The 24,570-nt window shown below is 43.3% G+C and carries 16 protein-coding genes and 2 pseudogenes; 12 read left to right on the top strand and 6 right to left on the bottom strand.

Translation table 11 applies throughout. The annotated features are described in order from the left end of the window. Positions 1 to 281: 281 nt before the first annotated feature. From OC537_RS07430 to gmtX, 3 genes are read left to right on the top strand one after another with little or no spacing between them, the layout of a single operon-like run. The gene (locus OC537_RS07430; protein WP_262110635.1) at positions 282 to 1,727 is read left to right on the top strand and encodes a tyrosine-type recombinase/integrase; all 1,446 of its coding nucleotides are present in this window, start codon (positions 282 to 284) and stop codon (positions 1,725 to 1,727) included. Then, positions 1,724 to 4,693: a VPA1269 family protein gene (locus OC537_RS07425; RefSeq protein ID WP_262110634.1), complete on the top strand. Its 2,970-nt coding sequence runs from the start codon at positions 1,724 to 1,726 to the stop codon at positions 4,691 to 4,693. Before OC537_RS07430 ends, OC537_RS07425 begins: the two co-directional genes overlap by 4 nt. After that, positions 4,690 to 5,364 (top strand): gamma-mobile-trio protein GmtX, encoded by a 675-nt coding sequence (gene gmtX / locus OC537_RS07420; protein WP_111809682.1) that lies wholly within the window; start codon positions 4,690 to 4,692, stop codon positions 5,362 to 5,364. The genes OC537_RS07425 and gmtX overlap by 4 nt, the downstream gene beginning before the upstream one ends. Before the next feature lie 756 nt (positions 5,365 to 6,120). On the opposite strand, the gene OC537_RS07415 is transcribed toward gmtX, so the two are convergent. Continuing rightward, entirely contained in the window at positions 6,121 to 6,378 is a 258-nt protein-coding gene (locus tag OC537_RS07415) for a hypothetical protein (protein ID WP_262110766.1), read from the bottom strand. Between the two features lie 683 nt (positions 6,379 to 7,061). On the opposite strand from OC537_RS07415, the gene OC537_RS07410 reads away from it, so the two are divergent. The 4 genes from OC537_RS07410 (at position 7,062) to OC537_RS07395 (ending at position 10,910) form a co-directional block, all read left to right on the top strand. Then, positions 7,062 to 7,388 (top strand): hypothetical protein, encoded by a 327-nt coding sequence (locus OC537_RS07410; protein WP_158197851.1) that lies wholly within the window; start codon positions 7,062 to 7,064, stop codon positions 7,386 to 7,388. 140 nt (positions 7,389 to 7,528) lie between these two features. Further along, entirely contained in the window at positions 7,529 to 9,487 is a 1,959-nt protein-coding gene (locus OC537_RS07405; RefSeq protein WP_080989874.1) for a copper resistance system multicopper oxidase, read from the top strand. A gap of 11 nt (positions 9,488 to 9,498) precedes the next feature. After that, on the top strand, positions 9,499 to 10,356 hold the full coding sequence (locus tag OC537_RS07400; protein WP_262110632.1) for a copper resistance protein B: 858 nt from the start codon (positions 9,499 to 9,501) through the stop codon (positions 10,354 to 10,356). Positions 10,357 to 10,376: 20 nt separating this feature from the next. Then, complete coding sequence (locus OC537_RS07395; protein WP_087756363.1) at positions 10,377 to 10,910, top strand: cupredoxin family protein; 534 nt, start codon at positions 10,377 to 10,379, stop codon at positions 10,908 to 10,910. A 190-nt stretch (positions 10,911 to 11,100) separates the two neighbouring features. Here the strand turns inward: OC537_RS07395 and OC537_RS20675 are convergent. After that, positions 11,101 to 11,270: pseudogene (locus OC537_RS20675) on the bottom strand (IS5/IS1182 family transposase); the annotation flags it as partial. Positions 11,271 to 11,687: 417 nt separating this feature from the next. On the opposite strand from OC537_RS20675, the gene OC537_RS07390 reads away from it, so the two are divergent. Next, positions 11,688 to 13,249 (top strand): IS3-like element ISAs20 family transposase gene (locus tag OC537_RS07390; RefSeq protein WP_262110631.1). Its coding sequence is split into 2 segments (ribosomal slippage): positions 11,688 to 12,150 and positions 12,150 to 13,249, totalling 1,563 coding nucleotides; the frame shifts between segments, so codons are not numbered across the junction. A gap of 18 nt (positions 13,250 to 13,267) precedes the next feature. On the opposite strand, the gene OC537_RS07385 is transcribed toward OC537_RS07390, so the two are convergent. From OC537_RS07385 to OC537_RS07375, 3 genes are all read right to left on the bottom strand, one after another. Continuing rightward, positions 13,268 to 14,635 (bottom strand): heavy metal sensor histidine kinase, encoded by a 1,368-nt coding sequence (locus OC537_RS07385; RefSeq protein ID WP_087756361.1) that lies wholly within the window; start codon positions 14,633 to 14,635, stop codon positions 13,268 to 13,270. Further along, positions 14,625 to 15,311 carry a heavy metal response regulator transcription factor gene (locus OC537_RS07380; RefSeq protein ID WP_021140716.1) on the bottom strand — a complete coding sequence of 229 codons (687 nt, stop codon included), beginning with the start codon at positions 15,309 to 15,311 and terminating at the stop codon, positions 14,625 to 14,627. Before OC537_RS07380 ends, OC537_RS07385 begins: the two co-directional genes overlap by 11 nt. 191 nt (positions 15,312 to 15,502) lie before the next feature. Further along, a complete protein-coding gene (locus tag OC537_RS07375; RefSeq protein ID WP_021140715.1) occupies positions 15,503 to 15,826 on the bottom strand; it encodes a hypothetical protein in 324 nt (107 codons plus the stop codon). Positions 15,827 to 16,034: 208 nt separating this feature from the next. Here OC537_RS07375 and OC537_RS07370 point away from each other — a divergent pair, with 208 nt between their 5' ends. From OC537_RS07370 to OC537_RS07355, 4 genes and pseudogenes are all read left to right on the top strand, one after another. Then, positions 16,035 to 17,579, top strand: a complete 1,545-nt coding sequence (locus OC537_RS07370) for an efflux RND transporter periplasmic adaptor subunit (protein WP_017778712.1) — start codon at positions 16,035 to 16,037, stop codon at positions 17,577 to 17,579. Then, complete coding sequence (locus OC537_RS07365) at positions 17,576 to 20,716, top strand: efflux RND transporter permease subunit (protein WP_034524316.1); 3,141 nt, start codon at positions 17,576 to 17,578, stop codon at positions 20,714 to 20,716. The genes OC537_RS07370 and OC537_RS07365 overlap by 4 nt, the downstream gene beginning before the upstream one ends. Positions 20,717 to 20,802: 86 nt before the next feature. Then, complete coding sequence (gene tolC / locus OC537_RS07360; protein WP_041202624.1) at positions 20,803 to 22,104, top strand: outer membrane channel protein TolC; 1,302 nt, start codon at positions 20,803 to 20,805, stop codon at positions 22,102 to 22,104. 342 nt (positions 22,105 to 22,446) lie between these two features. Beyond that, positions 22,447 to 23,169 (top strand): annotated as a pseudogene (locus tag OC537_RS07355) (IS5 family transposase); the annotation flags it as partial. Between the two features lie 711 nt (positions 23,170 to 23,880). Here the strand turns inward: OC537_RS07355 and OC537_RS07345 are convergent. Then, on the bottom strand, positions 23,881 to 24,333 hold the full coding sequence (locus OC537_RS07345) for an antitoxin Xre/MbcA/ParS toxin-binding domain-containing protein (protein WP_262110630.1): 453 nt from the start codon (positions 24,331 to 24,333) through the stop codon (positions 23,881 to 23,883). Positions 24,334 to 24,570: the final 237 nt, after the last annotated feature.

Here is a 24,570-nt window from a genome sequence, read left to right as displayed (position 1 = left end):
CACATTAATGGCGCGCCCTGCAGGATTCGAACCTGCGACCCACGGCTTAGAAGGCCGTTGCTCTTCTAACCCCTTTACTTAGGTTACCACAAGTTACTACTAAGCGCTTTATGGTGCGGATGATAGGCTGATAAGTCGCATAAATCAACAAAATTTTATAGCTTATTGATTTGACCAACCCCCTATTAGATCTTACCATTAAGTTAACACATGGAACGTCATGTTAAAGGAGTGTTGCTTTGAGGTTGGGTGAGAATTCTCCAATAGGTAGGTCTCATGTTGTGATCATCCAGAAGTTGGCTGATGTCTCAACCATGAAGCTACCAATGTTATACTTGATTACTCCAAACGGGCTGTCTGTTTTCTGGCCTCTTGTTGAGTACTTCAAAGCTCGCCCAAATACTAGCTTGTCGTGGGCCAGACAAACGTCTAGAGCGCTGGGCCTGCTATATGATTTCTCCGTTGCTGTCGCCGATTTAGGTCTATCAAGACAAGAGCTTTTCCGGCGGTTCTCGCTGTCCCTTTGCCATGGCACTATTGATCCCGAGACCTATCAAGACAAGACAGGTCTTTATTGGGCCCCTGGTTCGGTTTCTGTGCAAAAAAAGATGTGCTCTAGCATAACTAGGTTTATCGCTTGGAAAGATGAAACCAGCAGGAAAGAGGATCCGGTTTTCCTTCGGTATTTAGAAGAAGTCCCACCTAGCCTAAGGAGGCTGCTGACGGCTAGTAAAATAATAGCCAGTAAATCCATGCTATATCACACCAAGGACGTCAACATGCTGGCGGAAGGGTTGGATAAGGCGAGGAAGTTTTTTGGTATGGAATTGGGTAATGATCCACGAGAGTCGATAGGTAACATTCGAACTGTCAACAACTTCCCTTCAGAGCTAATTCCTCAGCTAATAACACATGGCTTTATTCGTGATCCTCATGCAACTGATCCATTTGAACGAGAGGACATAACGGCCAAAATGATCACTATATTGCTTGCAGGCGGTGGGCTTAGAAAAGGGGAGCCATTTCATCTCTGGTTTAATGATGTCGTGCCTGAACCTGCTAGAGGGTGCGCAGTAACCTTATTTCATCCCTCAGGCTCACAAACAGGTTTTAGAGGCAACAAACAAACCAGAGAGCAGTACCTAGCTCAGAGGAAAATGTTACCTAGAAATCGGAGTGGTGCTAGCAGAAGTCACCATGCTACTTGGAAATCTCTGGCCGTAGATAAAAAAACGCTGTCAGCGCCTGTTTATTTCATACATGAGTCGTACTCGTTCCTGTTTTGGGAAATGTATTTGCTCTACATGAACCGCTATCGTCCTTCACTAATGAAGAGTTACAAGGCTAATCACGGAACAGAACATCCATTTTTATTTGTATCTAATGGTGAAGATCGTGGGGCAAACATCAGCTATCGAGGTGCTCCTTACTCAATGGCTGCATTCGATAAATCTTTTGAGAGGGCTCTAGGGCGGTTGGAGAAGATACTTGGGCGGAAGTTGCCGCGTGGTCGAGATTATGGACTCAATCCGCATGCGTTACGGCATCACGTTGGACATGTAATGGCCGAAGCTGGAGTTGAGCCCCAGATAATTAAGGATGTAATGCACCATCGAACCATTGATGCTCAAGAAGTATACAAAAAACTACCACCAGATAAGGTTCAGAAGATCTTGGCCAGTTACACACTTAGCTCACAACTAAACAATATAGGAATGGTCAAATGAAATTGCGCGGTATCAGTGCAAGAAATGGCAACGCAATTGAACAAAATGATGAAATAGCCCTATCTGTGATGATCATTTCCCCTTTTGCTGCGTCAAAGGTTTCAAGAGAGGCTGAAAATGTTCTGGAGCGTTTGATAAAAAACTACAAAACGTGTAAATGGATGATAACGTCTGAATTTTTTTACGCTAGGTATGGACAGTCGTACATACCCAAAAATTTAAGAAGGCTACTTGTCCCAAAGTCAATAGTAGATAGGCTTGAAAAGGATATAGCCTCTCATGGGGTTGCTAATAGCCCAAAAAGCGAGCGAGCAAGAGCCACTCTCGTCAATAATATTATAACTGCTGCGAGTGAACTTCTTTTTCTGATGGAGAGGCAATACCTTAATGACGTCACTATGGAGGACTGGAAGGAGTTCTTAGCGCCCATAAGAACAGACGGTGAACGATATATTGATGATGTTAGCATTCATGATAAAGCAGGTTTAAAGGGGGTGGCTGAACTACTGAATGTAATGGTAAAAGGAAAAAACTTCTCTAACGCCATTCATGTAAAACGCTCAGATAAGGTAAACAAAGGCGAAGATCTTCTGGTCAAGCCACCTGAACATCTTGTTTCATGGGTTGAGCGTTGGAACCACTATATTGAGTCAACTGGTAATTATACGTTAAAAATTTACCATACTGCATTTCATCGATTTCGTATCTTCTTGGAGGATGTCTATCTTGGCACCCAAATACCATCTCCTGAAGAATTTTTTAGCTCTCCACCACCTGTAGATTTTTTAGAATGGTCGGAAAAGAAACTTCATAAAAAGTTTTTTTCAAGTGAGGCGGCACTCTGCGATTTTGTTAGATACAACACTAATTTTTCCAACTGGTTTATCGAGACTTATTTATCTGATATCGAAGAAAATGGTGAAAAATTTTCTGTCGCATACCCATTGGTTCGCCCACAGACACTTAAATCTTTTTTGAATTCGCACAAAAGTGATATAGATGTGCCTGGATCTTCCACTAAGGAAGTTATGCCATTGTGGCTCAGAATGAGGTTAAGAGATTTACTCTCAGGAGAGGACTATGCATGGCCAAAAACATTAAGCAGTGAGTATAGCAACTACTTAACAAACGAGCTGGATGAGCCTCTCTGGCTGCCGTCTATTACATACATCTACCTTATGATGTTAGAAATCCCAGTTAGGCGTATTCAGTTGCTGCGGTGTGACTCTGGAGAGGGTGATACTAAAAAATTCTCGCCAGAGTTAAATAAATGGGTTGCTAATAAATCAAGTACTGCTAATTTTTGGCAAAACGATCCTCAGGCTAAAGTTTATGACCGTGGTTTGCTGAGAGAATCTCGCTCATTAGAGAATGGCGACCAGAATCTGGTTCTTTATATAAATTCCAATAAAACAGCAGACAAAGATGTGGGGTACAGTGAATTTTCTGGTTATGAAATTCCTTGGAAGCACCCAGAGATAATCCGTCTGGCAACAGAATTGAGAGAATGGCAGGAAAAGTATAATCCGTGTCATACACCTGTTACTGCCAGAGAAATTCCAGATTCTGTATTTCCTCAAACAGCCAATCAGGCTATCGCAGATAGTATTCCTGACCGTTTTTATCTTTTCCGTTCGGGCACGAACTCGAAACGTAGTGCTGCAACTGGTATGGTTCCTCCAACTGAGCGCTCTCTTGTTCAGTATTGGAATCTAGCAATGGCTGAACTGGAAAAGCAGCTTAATGAAGAGGGGCTGGATATCCAACTTGTTCTTAATTGGAATGAGGTTGGACAGCCCCAATTAGTATTCTTTACACCTCATGGACTAAGGGTCGCCGGACTAACCTCACTGGCAGAACAAGGGGTTCCAATTGATGTGCTTAGTAAGCTTGTTGCTGGGCACAAAAGCTTGACAATGACCCTCTATTATATAAAGCATTCGGTAGCTCACGTCACAGAAATACTGAATGAAGCCAGTAACAATATCCTGCTAAGGGAACAGGAGGACTTTGCACGATGGATTAAGAGTTCTTCGTGGGATGAGGTGAAAAAATATGCAGCATACAATAGTGAAGATGCTGCAATCGCATTAAGCAGAAATTGTACTGCCATTGTCGGTATTTGGAATGCAACCCATCTAGGAATTTGTCCATACGGTGGTACGAGGTGTTACGATGGTGGAGAAGTTATTCGTAAAAATGGGAAAACTAATACTTATGGAGCTGTTTCAGATAAAGACTGTATTAATTGCCGTCATTTCATCACCGGTTCTCCTTGGAAAATGGAGTTGATAGTACACGGAAACAAATTACTACTTGAGATAGAGAGAAAGATAAAGGCAACTCAAGATGCCACCGAAAATGTAAATAAACTTCAGGTTAATTTGAGAACCGCCGTGAAGGCTGGAGAAAAGCCTGATGCAAAATTGAGGACTGATATTAACAAATTACACTCAATAATTGAGCGCCTTAGTAATGAAACAGATACTCTGATCCGTTCGCTTCATGCGACTCATAATCTCATCAGTAAAATTCGTCAGATACCAGATGGAAGTCCTGAAGGGGGGATTGATCTTGTTGTGCACTCACAAAGCCACTTCGATATAGAATATGCTGAGTCACCTAGCAATTTCAAAACACTAGATCTCGTTGTTCAGGCTAGCAGAATTTATATCAATGACCGTGATGAAAACTATGAGCGAGAACGTGATGAGGTGATGAATATTATCCTTCTAAACAACGGATATAAGCCTCTCATGATGCTACCGCTGACAATAGATGAAAAACGGAGAGTTGCAGATAGCCTGGCAAAACTCCTTGTAACTAGAGCTACAGGAGATGAAATAGTAGCATTGCAATCAGGTAGTGTGACCCTGGAAGAGCTTGGCTTTACCCCTAGTATGCCGCGTGAAATGGCAAGACTACAGTTATCTAGTCAGATTTTGCACAAGGAAAATGATCAATGATACCCGTAACAATTAGCCAAGTAGAGGATTTGTATCAGGAATTATCAAAAAATAGAAAAGCAGACCAAAGGAAAATGCTTGCGAATATCCATGAGGTTTGTGCAAAGCTGGTAAAACAGGGTTCAACGCCTTCTGCTGCATCTGTAGTAAAAATATTAGGAACACAAGGGTATAAGATCTCGACTAGAACTATTTACAACAAACGTAATGGCCAAAATCCTTATCCCATTTTAATCGATGCTTGGATAGAGGTTCTGGCGGCGAAGAAGGTTAAGATTACTGAGACAATTGATAATGGAGTAATCCAAATTGATGAACAAGATCTAGCAAAAATTAGTGATCCAGTTCTTCAGCATAAAATGATGATATTCATTGGCCAAGTCCGCTCGCTAAAGGCTCAAAATGACGCATTGAGAAACATCGAGAAATTACCAGTTGTATCTATGGAGATAGGGACTACTAATTTGGTAGCAACAATATTGAGTGAGTTGAATCGGGAAGTTATCTCAAACCTGCTCAATCAATCTAACCCGAGTTTGTCTTTCAACAATGATGGGTGTCTGATAGCTAAGCGGCCGATTCCAGCAGGAACAGTACTTTCAGATCCAGGATTAGCAGAGGCGTTGGAAGCAATTCTGGACAGTCAAGATTTAGACTATAAGCAGAAATGACTTGTACAGTTCTAGTTATCACAAGACACCGACCTAAAACCGGTGTCTTGTTTTGGCTACTTTCGGGTATACTGCCATTGGTATCAATTTCAGAGCCTTCCACCGTACTGCATCCATCCCCCCTTCCTGATTACCAGCCCGCTCCTACGCATTCTCCAAAGCCCAATGATCTCACCTGGGTAGTGGTCATACGTCTAAATCCAATTGGAATTTGATGAAGTTCAAAACAATTAAATGTAAGTGTATGATTTTTCATGGAAGTGTTGTAACTACTTATGTAGTTAAAGCATCCAATTTAACTGAATAAACTGATGTGCTTTTATACATAGATCCACTTGTGGGTAGGATAGAGATGGCAAGAATCCTGATGACTCGCGCTCTTGATGACAACGGCCATATCGTTGATGTCAAAGACGTTGTTAGTGGAAAAGGATGCAATTGCACATGTATTGGTTGTCGAAGTGCCGTATGGGTAAAGAAAGGCCTAGTTACAGCTCATCACTTTGCTCATGTGTGATTCATGAGGTTGCCTTTGTGATCAGCGGACAGTTGGTGTCTCTTGGGCCAATATCGACCTGGTTTGGTGCTATACAGCACTATGTGCCTAACCTGGCCGAGATCGGTATTCTGGTCTTGGGTATTTCAGTGGCTGCGTTGTTGTTCCAGCTGATGAGGTTGTTTATCAACACCCACTCATCAATAGCCAAGTAACTTCCTCGTGTAAAATGACCTTCTGTTTCAGAAGGCCATTTTCATTTATGCAAACAGCAGTTGGGTCAGGTAACCCATCATGACGGCCATCCCCAGTGTTACGGTCAGGAGCGCCACAGTCATAGGTGTTCTGAACATCGATTTGAGCAGGACCACCTCGGTCAGACTGGCCCCCGCACTACCGACAATCAGCGCCATCACAGCTCCCGTGCCCATCCCTTTGCCCAGCAATACCGATGCCAGAGGGATAACTGCTTCTGCCCGAATATAGAGCGAAATACCCACAACTTCGCTAAATGGGATCGCCAGCGGGTTGTCTGCCCCTGCGTAGGCCGTTATCCCTCGGCTGGGATGAAACCATAGATAAATGACCCTATCAGCCCTCCCAGCAACAAGTAAGGCAGCACTTCTTTGAATTGTTGCCAGGCATCGATACGCGCTTTGCGAAGGCCGTAGGAATGACTGGGGCCTGGGTCAGTGCCAGCTGCGCAGCAAGAGATAGTTGGCGCGGTCTCATCGGGTTGTACGGTACGGCAGGATGTCTGAGCCTTTAGCGGTTTGACGGACTTGATACCATTCAAGCTGTTGCACTCACACTGGCTGGTTCGGTTCTTGTGTCGTGGTGCCACAACCGGTGCCACAGCTGCTTTGCTTTGCCTCTTTGGAGTCAATTACATGACGCTCAAACCCCAGCATGTCCAGCAACATACTCGTCAGTACGGAAACTCCTGCTGCAATCACGGCATACAACACTGTCACTTTCCAGCCGAAGGTGGCCCACATCAGGCCGACGATGATTGGGTTGAACCGAATCTCTATCTGAGCAGGTCAAAAACTAGGGTATGTCCTCATTAAGTCATCCAGCTTTCCCCAAATACTCTTCGATAGGTTTATTACTAACTTGTAATTTTTGTGACAGCTTCATGTAATGACTCACAGTATATAATGAGTCACGTAACTTGAGTCATAATTAAATGAGGTGGTTTATGAATATTAAAACTGGTGCATTCATGGCATGTACGCTGGTCGTCGGAAGCTTCTCCGCCTTTGCTCAGGCTCCGGTGCCTTATAACGTTCGTGCTGGGCATAACATTATATATATGGATTGGAGTGCCAACGCACTTAGTACCGACACTGTGAGTGTATCTACCCTGGATGACACTAAACTGGGTACTGTAATGGCTACTCCTGGGAAGACAAAGCAACTGCAACTCCCCATGGACAAAAGTATCAACACAGTCAAAGTCAGCTACAACGGTGATGTCCATGTGATTGAACTTCAGCATGGAATGGGTAGTGGGCGAAACAGATAAAGCAAATAAAATCATTCGCTTAACGTAAGTTTGGCGCATTTTTTTCTACGCATTGAGAAAAATGACAGTATTGTAATTGTACATTGATTTCTATAATGAGCATCATCACACATCACAGCTGTGATGAAATGGAGGCGCTTATGAATGATGTTCATAGTAAAAATGGATTTAATCCTTCTATCTCAAGAAGAAAGTTTGTTAAAGGGATTGCTGCTGGCGGAGTTGTGGCATCGATTCCTATGTCAATTAACGCTAAAGAAGAACTGCCGCAAAAGGTTTACAGCTCAGTTTTAAGTGGAACAGTAATCGATCTGGTAGTTGAAGAAGTTGTTGTCAACTTTACTGGAAGTACAAGAATTGCCACGGTTGTCAATCGCTCCATACCTGCACCGACATTACGCTTAAAGGAAGGCGATGAGGTTACTCTTCGTGTTACCAATAAGCTCAGTGAGCCTACCTCTATTCATTGGCATGGTATAATACTTCCATTTGAAATGGATGGCGTACCTGGTATTAGTTTCAATGGTATTAAACCAGGAGAGACATTCACATATAAATTCACGTTGGAACAGTCCGGTACATATTGGTATCACTCTCACTCTGGTTCTCAAGAACAGACGGGAATGTATGGCGCTTTAATTATAGAGCCAAAAGAAGGCGAGATTATATCAGCCGATAGAGATTATGTTGTTCTCTTGTCAGACTGGACAGATGAGCACCCGATGCGAATTTTATCAAAATTGAAATCGCAAAGTGATTACTATAATTTTAATCAGCCTACAGCTATCGACTTCATTAACGATGTCAGCAACAGTGGATTAAAGGTTGCCTTCACCAAACGCCAGATGTGGAATGAAATGAGAATGAATTCTACAGATTTGGCTGACTTATCCTCTGCAACTTTAACCTATTTAATGAACGGAACAACCCCTAATGGAAATTGGACTGGTGTCTTCAATAAAGGTGAGAAGATCAGACTTAGATTTATAAATGGTGCTGGAGGGTCTTTTTACGATGTCAGAATTCCAGGCATAAAAATGACGGTTGTACAAACCGATGGTGTTGATATTGAACCTATAGACGTAGATGAGTTTCGTTTCGGCCCTGGTGAAACTTACGATGTCATTGTTCAACCCATCGATAACGCCCATACGATTTTCGCACAGTCGATGGATCGTACTGGTTTTGCCCGAGGTACGTTGTCGACGGCGATTGGCCTTTCAGCTCCGATTCCTACTGTAGACAAACCTGAGCCTCTTTCAATGGAAGATATGATGGGCTCCATGGACGGAATGGATCACGGCTCCATGGCAGGTATGGATCATGGCTCAATGCCTGGTATGGCATCAGGTGCAATGCCAGCGATGGATCATAGCTCTATGGCAGGTATGGATCATGGCTCAATGCCTGGCATGGCATCGGGGGCAATGCCAGCGATGGATCATAGCTCTATGGCAGGTATGGATCATGGCTCAATGCCTGGCATGGCATCGGGGGCAATGCCAACGATGGATCATAGCTCCATGGCTGGTATGGATCATGGTTCTATGGCTGGTATGAGTAATGCTACACCGCCAAGCAAGGTTAGGCATGCCAGTACAGAGTTTGGGCCCAGTGTTGATGCGAGGGTAGATACACCAAGACGCAATCTGAATGACCCTGGTGTAGGGCTACGTAATAATGGGAGAAGAGTGCTTACGTTAGCAGACCTGAAAACTAAAGGTGGGCCCATAGATCCAAGACCAGCAGAACGCGAAATTGAACTTCATTTGACTGGAAATATGGAACGCTATACATGGTCGTTTGATGGCGTTGAGTTCGGTAAATCAACACCAATTCATTTTAATTATGGAGAAAGAGTTAGAATTACTCTCCACAATGACACCATGATGACCCATCCCATGCATTTACATGGTATGTGGAGTGAACTTGAGAATGAAGATGGCTCCTTTTTGGCAAGAAAGCACACAATACCTGTGCAGCCAGCACAACGAATTAGTTTTCTTGTGACCGCTGATGCCATTGGCCGTTGGGCTTGGCACTGTCATATTATGTTCCATATGGATGCTGGAATGTTCCGTGAAGTAGTGGTTTCTTGAGGAAATAAATAATGCTAATTCAAAGTATAGTAAAAAATGGAATATGGTTGATCAGCCTTGGGTTATTTGCTTCTCTTTCTTTTTCTGAGGAGTCAAAAGATGCTGTTAGCGGCTATCACCCTGATTTAACCGCATCTGAGGATAGCGAACAAAGAAGCCCTGATGAATATTCTGATGGACTCACACTTAGTTCAGGCCCAAGCCTTTTTGAAGGCAGAGAGCAGCTTTCCTTAGCAGATGAACATACCTTTTCTTCTCTGTTAATTGACAGGCTTGAATATTCAAATGGACGAGAGGAAAATTATGCTTCCTACAAAGCCCTTGCTTGGGTAGGGAAAGACTATCAAAAAATATGGTTTAAATCTGAAGGTGAATATAAAAATTCATTACAGGATACAGAAAACCAAGTTCTTTATGGGTATGCTACATCTGCATACTGGGACATCCTTTTTGGAGCAAGATATGATACATATCAATCTAGAAGCGATAAAGGATGGCTTGCCCTTGGCCTACAAGGATTAGCGCCATATTGGTTTGAGGTTGACTCCTCTTTATTTGTAGATCAGCATGGTCTAATGCTTTTAAGCCTAGAGGCGGAATATGACCTCTTACTTACTCAGAAATTGATACTACAGCCCCAAGCTGCAATGAATATTTACAGTAAAGATAATGATGATATGTCTGTTGGGCGAGGTATCTCAGACATCAGCACTGGCTTGCGGTTACGTTATGAAATAAGTAGGCAGTTTGCTCCTTACATAGGCGTTGAATGGAAAACTCTCGCTGGCAATACATACGATCTAGCAAAAGATCATGGGGAGAGTACATCTGATACGAGATTTATTGCAGGTGCCAGATTCTGGCTCTGATTACATAAGGAAGGTAATGTATGAAATTCAAAATGATTACTGCTGCTGTGATAGTAATTTCTACGGGTGTGATGGCTTCTGAGCAAGGTCATGACATGAACTCAATGAAGAATGGCATGAACCATGACATGAGTTCAATGAAGGGGAATCCAGCTCCTATGGGGCATGACATGGGGAGTATGGCTGGTTCCCCTGGTGTTGCCAAAGATGTGTCTAGAACCATTGACGTATCTATGGATGACACCATGCGGTTTACACCGAAAACGATATCGGTCAAACAAGGTGAAACAATCCGATTCTTTATAAAGAATAATGGAAAACTACCACATGAGTTCGTTCTCGGAACAACCTCAGAGCTCAAAGAGCATGCGGGAATGATGCAACAAATGCAAGGTATGCAGATGAAACATAGCATGCCAAACATGATCTCTCTTGCACCCAGTCAGAAGAGTGCAGTGCTATGGAAATTTGATAAAGCAGGTACAGTATCATTTGCTTGTCTTGTACCTGGTCATATGGAAGCTGGTATGGTTGGAGAGGTTGTCGTTAAATAAGAGGCTATCTGAGCCTATATGAAAATCAAAGAGGGGCCTGTTCAGGCCCCTCTTTGATTTTCATAATTCAGTTCTAAACTTTACGGATAATGATAAAAATTAACATAATCAACTGCTTTTTATAAGAAGCAGGAAGAACATACATTGAAGTTAATAAATAGAGCTACTGTGAGAAAAAATGGCCCTGCTCCCTATTTTTCAGAAGGAGGTGACACGCTTTGGTGCCATGGTAACCATCAACACTAACCTGCTCTATCTTGCGCCGCAAGTGATTGAGCAAGGTCGGTACAACCGTCTCCAGGCGGGCCTCAGCTGATAGGTGGCCACATCAACAATTGAATGAAACCTGCGCCAAAACCGCTACTTCTCCTCGCTGTAGTTATACGCTTTCATTCGCATTCGCTATGGATTTAGAGTCGAATTGCATCAATCACCTGATACACCAGCGGTCGGCTACTCGTAGTTTATATCCTCCATATTAGCTTGTTTGTTAATAGAACTGTAGCCTGGTTACTGGAGTGGGGCAGCCAGTGAACAGCAAGTTGATGAAGCTATCCAGGGCTTGCAGGAGCAGCCTGAATATGGGCTTGAATATTAACGCAGAATACCAGCCATGATGGATGCCGCCTGAAGACGTGTTCATTCCTTCAGATGGTCAGGAAAACTATGTTGAGCCAACGCCAGGTTGTATTGTTTCCAGTCCCCCGGTGTCAGAATAGTTGTCGCCTAATCTGAATAATCTAAATGTGAAGACCGGGGGCGGATAAAGAGTGTCGAATGGCTCGTTATTCAAGTGAGCGCAAGGCTGCTTTGCTCAAGAAGCTGCTGCCGCCCATCAATATGTCGGTGGCCGAGTTGGCTCGGCAGGAAAACATCAGCGAGGTCACTCTGTATAATTGGCGCAAACACGCCAAAGACGGAGGGTCTCCTGTGCCCGGGGACAACAAACTGACCGATGAATGGCCCGCCGAGGCCAAGTTCGCCGTCGTGCTGGAAACCGCTGCGCTTTCCGAGATTGAACTCAGTGAGTACTGCCGCCGTAAGGGTCTCTATCCCGAGCAAGTCCAGCAATGGCGCCAAGCCTGTATTCTGGGCCAGCAATCCGCTCGTACCTTACAACAGGCGGAGAAGGCACAGGCCAAAGCGGGCAAGAAGCGTATCCGACAACTGGAGCAAGAGCTGCGGCGCAAAGACAAGGCCCTGGCCGAGGCGGCAGCTCTGCTGATATTGCAAAAAAAGCTCGATGCCTACTGGAGCAACGTCGACGAGGACAACTGACCTCGTTGCCAGAGCGGCAGCAATACGTTGCATGGTGGCGCGAAGCGCTTGAAGCTGGCGCCCGCAAGCATCCTGCGGCCGAGGTGTTGGGGCTGAGTCTGCGCACGCTCCAGCGCTGGTTGGCCGGGCCTGAGCTGAGTGCCGATAGGCGACCGGATGCGGTTCGTTCCATACCTGCTCATGCATTGAGCCCAGAGGAGCGGCAGGCCGTGCTGGACGTCTGCAATAGCCAGGAGTTCGCCTCGTTGCCGCCGAGTCAAATTGTGCCACGGCTGGCCGACCAGGGGCGCTACTTGGCCAGTGAGTCGAGCTTCTATCGCATCTTGCGGGCGGCTGACCAGCAGCACAGGCGTGGCCGGAGCCAGCCACCGCGTCATGTGCCGGTACCAACCAGCCATACCGCGACTGGGCCCAATCAAGTGTGGTCCTGGGATATCACCTACTTGCCGTCACTCGTGCGCGGCCAGTATTACTACCTCTATCTGATAGAGGACATCTACCGCCGCAAAGGGGTGGGCTGGGAAGTGCATGAGCAAGAGTGCGGTGAACGGGCGGCGGCGTTGCTGCAACGGAGCATCATCCGCGAGCAGTGCTGGAAGCAGCCGCTGGTCTTGCACTCGGACAACGGCGCGCCAATGAAGTCAGTCACGCTGCTGACCAAGATGCATGACCTGGGTGACACGCCCTCGCCGGGACGGCCTCGGGTCAGCAACGATAATCCGTACTCGGAGTCATTGTTCAGGACGCTGAAGTACTGTCCGCAGTGGCCATCAGACGGCTTTGCCAGTCTGGAAGCGGCCAGGGAGTGGGTGCGCGACTTTATGGCCTGGTATAACGAAGAGCACCGGCATAGCCGTATCCGCTTCGTCACACCCAACGAGCGGCATCGGGGTGACGATAAAGCCCTGCTGGCGAAACGGGATGCTGTGTACCAGGCCGCCCGAGCACAACACCCAGCGAGGTGGAGTGGCAAGACGCGATACTGGACACCTATCGGTGCCGTGATGCTAAATCCGGAGCGGCCCGAGAAACCCGAGCCGGAGCAAAAAGAGGCTGCTTAAAACAGCTTTGCGCGACAACTATCTTGAAAAACGCCGAGCTGGGAATAATAAATAAAATGAAATGTAGTCACCACTTAATTTATTCCAAGCCTTTCCTCCATTAACTTCGGTTATCGATTTAACAATCGATAGACCCAACCCGACACTATCGTTATTGCTAGATCTTGATAAATCTGCCCTATAAAATCGATCAAACATTCTCAAGGATTCATCGTAAGATATATCTTTGCATTTGTTCTTTATTTCAATGATAGAATTATTTCCTTCATCGTTTGATATTGAGATGCTAATGGCAGAGTTGCTCTCTGAGTATTTTATTGCGTTAGATATCAGATTGGATATCGAACGACGAAACATTATTTTGTCAGCAAATATAATCTTATTAGTATTTGCAACGTTAAACGTAAGGCTTTTTTCTTCTGCTAAATACATAAAGAAATCTAAAATAGAAGAAAGTTCATTCTCTGAATCTAAAAATTCTTTATTTGCAGAAATCAAACCTTTGTCTGACCTGGCAATCCACAGCATATCGCTAACCATCTTTGCCAAACGCTCAAGCTCTTCCAGAATTGAATATAGGAACTCTTTATATTCGGAGATGCTCCTGTCTTGATTTAACCCAACTTGAGCCTGCATGATTATATTGGTTAATGGGGTTCTTAGTTCATGCGCTACATCATCTGAAAAATCAGATAACTTAACGAAACTATTATTTAGTTTAGATAGCATGGTATTGAATGAGTCAACCAACTCCCTTAACTCTCTCGGATATTGGTTGGGTTCTAATGTTGAGCTCAACTGTTCAGCCTGAATAGTCGACATATGTTTGCTTAATATATAAATAGGTTTGTGGCCTTGCCTTATACCCAAGTATGTAGACAATATTATGATCGCCCAAACACCAAAGACTATGATTAATAGCTGCATCCTAAAGTCAGACAAAAAATGAGAGTGAACACTTGAGTCTAAATAGAACACGACTGAATAGGAGTTATCATTTTTTTTAAAATTAATGTTTTTACTGAGATATTTATGTGGAGCGGAAGTGTCAGTTTCAGATACATGAATTAGTGTATTGCTGAACTTTCTCAAATTAAAGCTGTCTCGTTTACTCCTATATATATTTTTACCATCTTTTAATATCTCGATATAAAAATTAGAGTCAGGATTGATTGTATCCCAATTGATAATTCTTTGAACTGCATCTATGCGCTTTGAAAACTGCTCGATAATAATCGTTTTGTTATCTATCGTTTCATTATCAAGGTCTAAGAAATGATTTTTGATAGATGTCTCTACCAAAAATAACAAGGAAATCATACTGATCGTTATGGCGACAGAAACAAAAAGCATAGCACGTATAGTTATAGGCATGTTACTCTTCATCGCCAGCACCTTCTAATTTATATCCCATTCCTCGAATAGTATGAATTAATTTTATTTGATAATCATCATCAACCTTGGCTCTTAATCTTCTGATTGCAACATCTATTACATTTGTATCGCTGTCAAAATTCATATCCCATACCAAAGAGGCAATTAATGAGCGAGGTAATACTTCACCATGCCGCCGAGCTAATAACTCAAGTAATAGATATTCTTTAGGGGTGAGATGTAGTTTTTTACCCGACCGCTTAACTGTTCTTGATTTGATGTTTATAATCAAATCTGAAATTGATATAACCTCTTCAATATGATTGTCTTTGGATCGCCTAAGAAGGTTTTTTATTCTGGCTAGTAGTTCAGTGAATGCAAATGGTTTTGAAAGATAATCATCAGCTCCAGACTCTAGCCCCTTTACTCTATCTCCGACACCATCTTTTGCCGTCAGGAACATGACAGGTACTTGAATGTTTATATTTCTAATTTCCTCAAGAAGCTGCCATCCGTTAATCCCAGGTAACATAATATCTAGTATTATTAAGTCAAATTCATGGCTAAGTATATAAAAGCGACCATCAATTCCATTTGTGGCGAGAGTAACAATGTAGCCTGACTCAGTGAGTCCTTTCTTTAAATACTCACCTATCTTTGGCTCATCTTCAACAACTAAAATATTCATTATGTTCTCCAATATGCAGTATTAAGATAGTCAGTAGTCTATGCTACTACATACACTAAAAAATAAAAAAAATCCAGCTGCATCAAGAGTTTCAATGAAGGTTATATCGAAATTATAAAATCTAGAATGATTATTTTTAATGTTTAAAAAACGGCCAGCATAAGCTGGCCGTTTTTTACATGTGGAAGATCTTAACGGTTACTACCGCTTCCCATACCATGCGGGAGAGAGACGTTATGAATGGTTCCTTTATAGTCCACGATAACTTCTGTAATATTTTTATCAGAAGGAAGTGTTAACTGCTTGGTCTTACCAGGGAGAGCCTTCACAACGCCCAGTTTCGTGCCATCGGGGGTGGATACGTCCACGGAGTCAGTAGGCAATGCAGATATTTTCCATTCTACATAGACTACTCCATGCCCTGCTCTAAGATCGAAAGGCATTGGGGCATTAGCGAAAGCCGCTGAACTACTAATCAACATGGTGAGCGCAGCTAAGATGGTCTTGATTTTCATTGGATTACCTCATTTCGTTGTTATTGCACGGTTATCGCTAATCACTATATACAATCAACATTACATGCTGCTGTCAGCAAGATTACATTACCGTAAGGATATAGATCTTTAAGAGGGCAAGTATGTATGATTCACCCTATTGGGGTATGAGAGATGATTTTACACCACCTGGTTTTCCATATTTTGAATATATCTTAAGGGGCATGGCATGATGAAATTTATTGCAATGTTGTTAGTTTTTGTCGCAGGAGGCGGTAGTGTCTACCTGCTCACAAATTTTAAAGATGTAAATACATTAAAGGAAAAACAACCTCTTTATTGGGTAAACCCGATGGATCCAGCTGATAAGAGACCTTCTCCAGCCAAGGACACAATGGGAATGGATTTCATTCCTGTTTATGAAGAGAAAGCTCAAGGTCAAGGGTCAGCTGGCACAGTTACAATATCACCGGAAATACAGCAGAATCTTGGTGTTCGTCTCGATCAAGTCAAACGAGCTCCTACTTATCAGGAAATTGATACTGTTGGATATGTTGGATATGATGAAGACCGTCTTGAAGCTATCAACTCACGTATGGCTGGCTGGGTACGAACCCTTGCAATTAAAAGTGAGGGGCAAAGGGTTACCAAAGGTAGTTTTATTTACGCATTATATGCCCCTGATTTAGTAAATGCGCAGCATGAATACTTGTTGGCCATGAATAGCAGTAACCCTTTGTTGATTCGAGCCGCAGAAGGGAAACTCAAGGCGCTACAAATTCCAAGTGATCAAATATCTATTTTAAAGCGAACTAGGAAAGTGCGTGAAACAATTAATTTCTATGCACCTAGTGATGGATATATTTCTGAGCTAAAAATTCGAGAGGGACAGTACGTAGAACCAGCTGAGGCGCTATTTAATATCAGCACATTACAACAAGTTTGGGTCAGTGCAGAAATTTTTGAGCGCCAAGCTACCGTATTGAAATTGGGAGATCCAGTTACCATGACTCTTGATTATGCGCCAAGCAGAACTTGGGTCGGTAAAGTTGATTATTTATATCCCACCCTAGACGCATCAACTAGAACGCTTAAGGTCAGGCTACGCTTTGATAATCCAGACGAGTTCCTTAAGCCGAATATGTTTGCTCAGATCAACATAAAAGCCGGTGGAACCGAGTCTAATCTTGTGGTGCCTAGTGAGGCTATTATTAGAACAGGAACGCAGAATCGAGTAGTGCTGTCATTAGGTGATGGGCGCTTCAAATCTGTTGAAGTCACTCTCGGTTCTCAGTTTAGGGAACATATCGTTGTTACATCTGGAGTTGAAGAAGGTGATGAGATAGTAAGGTCTGCTCAGTTTTTATTAGACTCTGAGTCAAGTATCAGTTCCGACTTCCAGCGCATGACTGCATTTCGTCCTGCTCAAGTCTGGGTCAATGCTGACATCGTTGATATTGGTCAGAATAGGCAGATCACAATTGCACACCAACAAGTACCAGAATGGCAATGGCCAGCAATGCGTATGAGCTTTGAACTTGATAAGAGTATTGCTCCTTCAAGTTTAAAGATGGGTCACTCCGTGAGTGTTTTGCTAAGGCAGGATGGGGAACGATACATTATAACTGGTATCAAGGAGCCGATTGCTAAAACAAATATTAAAAATTCAGATTCAAATAGTAGCAACGGGAAAGGTAAGGCTCCATCTGCTCCACAATTGGACCATTCCAAGCATGATATGGCCGAAATGGATGAGATAGGAGGTCAGAAATGATCACATCAATAATTCGATGGTCTATTGGCAATCGATTCCTTGTTCTTTTGTTAAGTGTGTTGCTCACTGCATGGGGAATATGGTCAGTCAAGCAAACTCCTGTTGATGCGCTGCCTGATTTGTCGGATGTTCAAGTTATTATCAAAACAAGTTATCCTGGGCAAGCACCACAAGTAGTTGAAGACCAAGTAACTTACCCATTAACCACCGCCATGCTTGCTGTTCCTGGTGCAACTACCGTCCGTGGTTATTCTTTCTTTGGTGATTCTTTCGTTTATGTTCTATTCGATGACAATACGGATTTGTATTGGGCGCGGGCGCGAGTTTTAGAATACTTGAGCCAAGTTGCTCCTAATTTACCATCTTCTGCGAGGCCCCAGCTTGGGCCTGATGCAACTGGTGTTGGTTGGGTCTATCAGTATGCACTGATCGATAGAACAGGTAAGCATGACTTAAGTGAATTAACCTCACTGCAAAACTGGTTTTTAAAGTATGAATTACAGACTGTAGAGGGGGTTTCTGAAGTCGCTACGGTTGGAGGAATGGTTCGTCAGTATCAGGTTCGTGTAGACCCCAATAAGCTGCGTGCATATGGTGTACCTTTGTCTTTAATTCAGACAGCAATAGAACAAGGTAACCAGGAAACAGGTGCTTCAGTTATCGAGATGGCCGAAGCTGAGTATATGGTTCGCTCCAATGGGTATTTGAAAAATGTCTCTGATCTAAAAAACATTCCATTAGGAACAAATGTACGTGGTGCTCCACTATTGCTAGGTGATGTAGCGGATGTGGTAACTGGCCCTCAAGTACGTCGAGGCATCGCAGAGCTCAATGGTGAAGGTGAAGTCGTTGGGGGCATTATCGTCATGCGTTATGGCGAAAATGCACAACACACTATTGATGGAGTTAAGACTCGTCTTGATGAATTAAAAAGTAGTCTACCAGATGGGGTTGAGATAATAACTGTATATGACCGCTCAGATCTAATCCAAAGAGCAATCGACAACCTTTCAGGGAAGTTACTGGAAGAGTTTATTGTTGTTGTATTAGTTTGTTTAGCATTTTTATTCCACCTACGGTCATCGTTAGTAGTGATTATTACCCTACCAATTGCAATTCTAGTTGCATTTATAATAATGAATATACAGGGTGTCAACGCCAACATAATGTCTTTGGGAGGGATAGCCATCGCAATTGGAGCAATGGTTGATGGTGCAATTGTAATGATTGAAAATGTCCATAAGCATATGGAACAGACACCCCTAACTAATGAAAACAGATGGAAGGTAATTGGAGAGGCCAGTGCAGAAGTCGGCCCTGCTATATTTTTCTCTCTATTAATTATTACCATGAGCTTTTTACCAGTATTTGCTCTTGAAGCACAAGAAGGGCGGATGTTTGCTCCGCTCGCATATACTAAGACTTATGCTATGGCCGCAGCTGCTGCACTTGCAATAACGTTAGTCCCTGTTGTAATGGGGTACTTTATTCGTGGTAAGGTACTTGCTGAACAAGCGAACCCAATTAATAGATGGCTAAGTCAGGGTTATATACCTTTGCTGAAATGCGTCTTAGCATGGCCGAAGGTGACTCTTACTTTAGCATTTATCGTGACCGTTGTTGGTTTCTTGCCTTTAAAATATTTAGGGTCTGAGTTTATTCCTCCACTTGATGAGGGGGATCTGATGTATATGCCGACAACGGCAACAAATATCTCGGTAGGGAAAACGCGAGAGATATTACAACAAACAGATAAGCTGATTAGAACTGTCCCTGAGGTAAAGAATGTATTCGGTAAGGCTGGCCGTGCGGATAGTGCAACAGATCCAGCTGATCTTGTTATGATGGAAACCACTATTCAGCTGAAGCCTCAATCAGAGTGGCGTCCTGGGATGACACCAGAGAAATTACGGGAAGAGCTAGACTCATTAATTCAATTTCCTGGTTTGACAAATGCGTGGGTCCCCCCAATCAAGACTCGAACAGATATGCTCGCAACAGGAATTAAAACACCTGTTGGGATCAAGATTGCTGGTCCAGATCTTAAAGTGATACAAAAAATAGGACAGCAACTTGAGAAAATTGTTGGCAGTGTAGAGGGGGCATCATCCGTGTATGCTGAGCGTGTCGCCGGTGGTCGTTATGTCAAAGTTGATATCGATAGACTGAAGGCTGCCCGATATGGACTCAATATTGCGGATGTTCAAGCAGTACTAGCAACGGCTGTGGGCGGCATGGATGTTGGACAGACGATAGAGGGGCGAGAGCGATATCCAATCAATATACGCTATCCACAAAGCTATCGCGACTCAGTCGCTAGTCTAGAGTTGCTTCCTTTGATCACTCCCAAAGGTGAACGAATTGCTCTAGCTGATGTTGCTCGAATTTATATTAGCGATGAAGCCCCAATGTTGCGAAGTGAAAATGCTAGGTTAAATGGTTGGGTATATGTTGATATTAGTAATAGAGATATTGGATCATTTGTCGCGGATGCAAAAAAAATGGTCGGAGAACAATTAGTTCTTCCTGCTGGGTACTCTATTACTTGGTCTGGTCAATACGAATATATGGAACGAGCTAAAGCTCGCCTTACCTATGTAGTCCCATTAACCGTTGCCATCATAGTTCTATTGCTTTACTTGGCGTTTCGGCGTGTTCAAGAAGTGCTTCTTATTCTTACGACCTTGCCTCTTGCTGTAGTTGGTGGCATTTGGTACGTGTGGCTAGCTGGATTTAATATGTCAGTGGCCGTTGGAGTTGGATTCATAGCACTTGCAGGTGTCGCTGTAGAAACAGGTGTATTGATGTTGATCTATCTCAACCATGCTTGGGATGATCTCGTTAAGAACGATAAACTTGATAATGCAGGATTACATGGTGCCGTTATCCATGGAGCTGCAATGCGACTACGTCCTAAAATGATGACAGTGGTAACGATAATTGCTGGCCTATTACCTATCATGTGGAGTCATGGGACTGGCTCTGAGGTTATGCAACGAATAGCCGCGCCAATGATTGGTGGGATGGTAAGCGCACTCGTTTTAACTCTCTTAGTTCTACCTGCGGCATTTTACTTATGGCGTAGACGTACTCTGAAGAGCATCACTAATACTACAGGTGTTGATATGCCTGAATAACGGTTGGTGCACAGGCGGATGCATTATATGAATATGCATCCGCTACTTTCGTTTTCTTTATTTACAATCTGTTGGTATCTATCATGATGAACAAAATGTTTTTACCTATACTCGCTCTTCTTAGTAGTTACACGCATGCGGAGGGCTTGCTAGATATTTATAACTTGGCGAAGCAAAAGGATCCGCAACTTCTTGAGTCAAAGGCAATGCGTGACCAATCATTCGAAAAAATCAATGAAGAGCAAGCATCATTTCTACCAAAGATAAATCTTGGTCTTAGTGCTAACTATGTTGACGATAATCTGGATATGCAAACTGGGAGCGCAACGAATAGTGCAATCAATCTAGAGCAATCTCTCTACAACAGTGCTAATTGGATTAATCTTGATTTAGCTGCGAAGAATGCGACACTATCAGATGTTTCTTATGTTCTTGAGCATCAAAACTTAGTGCTTCGTACAATACAGACATATTTTAATGTTCTCCAGGCTGAAGATTCGCTGATTTATTCTCAGGCAACGAAAACGGCAATTCAGAGGCAGCTTGCTCAAACCCAGCAGCGTTTTGAGGTAGGTTTGGCCGCGATTACTGATGTACATGAGGCAGAGGCCGCCTTCGATCAGTCTTTTGCCGATGAGATCTATGCAGAGAACACGCTTGAAAATAGCTATGAGGCTCTACGTGAGTTAACTGGTCTTGAGCATAGAAAGCTTAATAAGCTTGATACAGAGCGTTTCAGTCCTCAAAAAACTTTATGGAAAATTGATAAGTGGACTGATGCAGCAATTGAAAAAAATTTGGCATTACATCAGGCTCGGATTAAAAAAGAACTTGCGAAGATGCAGATCGATTTATCTAAGTCAGGACATAAGCCATTAGTTGATCTTACTATGGGGTTATCTTCAACTTATAATAACTACAAAGATAATACAGTTAATACGGACGGTTATTCCAATCAAGGCGACATTGGTATTAAATTTTCATTGCCACTATATACAGGTGGTGCAACAGCATCACAAGTCAAACAATCTTCTTTTGACTATGTTGCTGCCAGTGAGCAGCTGGAGAAAAGTTATCGCTCGGTCATGAGTGCAGTTAAGTCTTCATATAACAATGTTAATGCAAGCATAGGATCCGTTCGAGCATACCAACAAGCTGTAGTTTCTGCTGAAAGTGCTTTAAAAGCGACCGAGGCAGGATATGAGGTTGGCACTAGGACTATCATTGATGTATTGGATGCTAATAGAAAATTGTATGATGCAAAGACAAAGTTAGCTATTTCTAGATATAGTTACATAGTCAACGTTGCCACATTGAAATTAAATTCAGGGTCTTTAGGTAAAAAAGAAATAATTGATATTGATAATGGTTTAGTTAATTTAAGGTAGTTGTGTGTAATCTATTTTTCAATAGGCATCAGTTTTGCACTGATGCCTTTTATTTAACCTGGAAATTCATTTCTCTTATTTATTTTTTCGGAAGGTTTTTAGCACTTGTTACTATTAGTGTATAGCTATAAACTCATTCAGAAAATATAGCGACCTATAGGGCTGTAGTTTTTAATGTGGATTTAAGTTTTATAAAGACCATTGTTTAAATAATCCGCACTATACGTGCGAATTGCTCCATTTGTTCTTTCATCCGCTTTATTTCACAAATCGATGCTTCTTGAGTGGAACGAACTGAGAAGTCGGTAATCTGATCACCACCATCCCCTTCCAGCCAGCATCATGGGCAAGTTACTTCATTCCATCACTGAAATTGGCTTCAATATAGCAGGTCTCTGATTAATCGTGTCTCACTCATCTTCTGTATTGATGCCGATGCCATAAGCAACTGGTTCCACCATGGCTGTGATGGGTTATAGGGCCGCAGTCAGCTATACACCGACCAGACTACCTGTACCTTTCGATGTTCAAGGGGATTTGCAGCCTTACCCTGCGAACCACTCAGAGACTATGCGACTCCCTGTTTTATCTTATGAATGTGCTGCCGTGTGCCCGCACAATGAAGTTTATCGATCAGCAGCCCACAAAAGGGGTATCACCGACTTGGTTATCGACTCGACCGGCCTGAAGGTGTTTGGAAAGGGTGAGTGGAAGGTAAGAAAACACGGTGCCGAGAAAGGTTGCGTCTGGCGTAAGTTGTATCTCGCGGTTGACCTAGCGACTCACGAGGTCGTGGCAGCGGAAGTGTCGTTGGAAAATATTCATGGTGCTGAGGCGCTGCCAACACTGCTCAATACACTACGGCGCATTATGCTGATGCTGTCTATGAGAGCAAAGCCAGCCATCAGCTGATAGCGCACAAAGGAGTGACGGCCTGTATCCTGCCTTGCAACAGGGGCCATGGAAAAAGGGGCACCAAGAAATGAGGTCGCGCTGGTGATGCGCAAGGAAGGACGCGCACACTGGAAGAAAATGCCTGGGTATCACCGTTGTTCACTAGGGAAGGTGCGAATAAGTCATATGGCACGAGAGCATTTACTGGTAACCCATTGATATTAAATGACTAAAATTTTCATTTTTTGTTCGTGGGATACTTGTTCGCACTTTCCCTAGCATAAACGGAAATGTATCGGTTCAAACAGTTGCTGTCAGGCACAACCTGCCCGCGTATCGACAACGGCCAGGTAGGGCGATGGAGTATGTGCGCGAGATAAACAAACTGAGCATCTTTAGACTTCCTGTCAGGAAGTACCGAGTGTAGCAGTCACTTGGGGCTGAGGAAGTCGTAGCTTGATAGCTGATTTAGGAAACAACGCATCTTTCATCCCCTTATATTGCCACTTTGTCATTTTGATATGGTGTTAATATTTTTTGGTAAAGGTTATTTTGTCATCTTGCGTGTATATAAAGTCGATTTGTAAACCTTGCTCTATTATTCAAGTTAATGATCTAAATCAGTATTTTTTAGTATGATATAAGGTATAGCTGCTTTTAGCGTCTAAGAGCATGGATATAAGGGGGGTGAAAGACTGGTTTATCTTCGCTGCATAGCAGCGGAATGTCGGAAAAAATTTTTTTGCTCTCATAATTAGTAAATGGACAGTTTTTCGAATTTTTCAAGTGGTACAAATGAAAAAAAGTTAAAAATTCATTGTTTTGCTGTTTTTTTAAACGATTGTTGGTGGTTTTTCGCTATCAAGGTGTTTCAATTTATTGTTATTGGCACACCCCATATTCAATCCGTCCCACCAGATCGACAACAGCCAGAACCCCCATTTGTGTCGTCAATACCTCAGCTGGAGCTATGCCACCTAAGCCCCAGGCTGGGCGGCTTAACCATGAAATCGCTCTGGTGGTGTCGTGCTCATGGAGGGAGAGCACCGCATCTAGGGCCTGTACAACGCCGTATACCCTGGTGCCCTGCGAGATTGATAGGGGAGCCTCAATCCTCAGCTTGCGAGCAACAGTGCTCCGGCTAATGCCTGCTAAGCGGCATATCAAACCTGAGTGTGTGTTCATCAATTCAGCTAGTCGATGAATGATGCCAGGAGCTACGCCAGCCACGATCCATAGATGTGCCCCCAACGGGTCACTCGGTATGCCAAGAGAGTCAAATATTGTCTTAGTAGAGGCCGTAGCCTTACCTGGATGATAACTCGCATAGGACATGATGAAATCTCCCCTGAACCTACGATACCAGATTACCTTATCCTATCTGTTCCATGTGGCGATGGCGATGGGTCTGAGGACTTTGTTGGATGAGGCACAGGATACAGAGGTTGAAGCGCCCCATTCGGGCAATACCAACTTTTTCGTGAATCTCTGTGCATAATTCTATCTGGGGTCTTTATGAGACTTGAATTCTCATATATTTACTATGCTATAACCACTAGCTAGCCGAGAGAA

Origin of the sequence: Aeromonas sp. Marseille-Q5825, assembly GCF_946892685.1 — a bacterium.
GTDB lineage: Bacteria > Pseudomonadota > Gammaproteobacteria > Enterobacterales > Aeromonadaceae > Aeromonas > Aeromonas rivipollensis.
This window is presented reverse-complemented; position numbering and strand designations above follow the sequence as displayed.

What these genes read in the sequence shown, in the direction of transcription:
- OC537_RS07425 (WP_262110634.1), top strand. Translation starts at nt 1,724, where the DNA reads ATGAAATTGCGCGGTATCAGTGCAAGAAATGGCAACGCAATTGAACAA.
- gmtX (WP_111809682.1), top strand. Translation starts at nt 4,690, where the DNA reads ATGATACCCGTAACAATTAGCCAAGTAGAGGATTTGTATCAGGAATTA.
- OC537_RS07410 (WP_158197851.1), top strand. Translation starts at nt 7,062, where the DNA reads ATGAATATTAAAACTGGTGCATTCATGGCATGTACGCTGGTCGTCGGA.
- OC537_RS07405 (WP_080989874.1), top strand. Translation starts at nt 7,529, where the DNA reads ATGAATGATGTTCATAGTAAAAATGGATTTAATCCTTCTATCTCAAGA.
- OC537_RS07400 (WP_262110632.1), top strand. Translation starts at nt 9,499, where the DNA reads ATGCTAATTCAAAGTATAGTAAAAAATGGAATATGGTTGATCAGCCTT.
- OC537_RS07395 (WP_087756363.1), top strand. Translation starts at nt 10,377, where the DNA reads ATGAAATTCAAAATGATTACTGCTGCTGTGATAGTAATTTCTACGGGT.
- OC537_RS07385 (WP_087756361.1), bottom strand. Translation starts at nt 14,635, where the DNA reads ATGAAGAGTAACATGCCTATAACTATACGTGCTATGCTTTTTGTTTCT.
- OC537_RS07380 (WP_021140716.1), bottom strand. Translation starts at nt 15,311, where the DNA reads ATGAATATTTTAGTTGTTGAAGATGAGCCAAAGATAGGTGAGTATTTA.
- OC537_RS07375 (WP_021140715.1), bottom strand. Translation starts at nt 15,826, where the DNA reads ATGAAAATCAAGACCATCTTAGCTGCGCTCACCATGTTGATTAGTAGT.
- OC537_RS07370 (WP_017778712.1), top strand. Translation starts at nt 16,035, where the DNA reads ATGATGAAATTTATTGCAATGTTGTTAGTTTTTGTCGCAGGAGGCGGT.
- OC537_RS07365 (WP_034524316.1), top strand. Translation starts at nt 17,576, where the DNA reads ATGATCACATCAATAATTCGATGGTCTATTGGCAATCGATTCCTTGTT.
- tolC (WP_041202624.1), top strand. Translation starts at nt 20,803, where the DNA reads ATGAACAAAATGTTTTTACCTATACTCGCTCTTCTTAGTAGTTACACG.
- OC537_RS07345 (WP_262110630.1), bottom strand. Translation starts at nt 24,333, where the DNA reads ATGTCCTATGCGAGTTATCATCCAGGTAAGGCTACGGCCTCTACTAAG.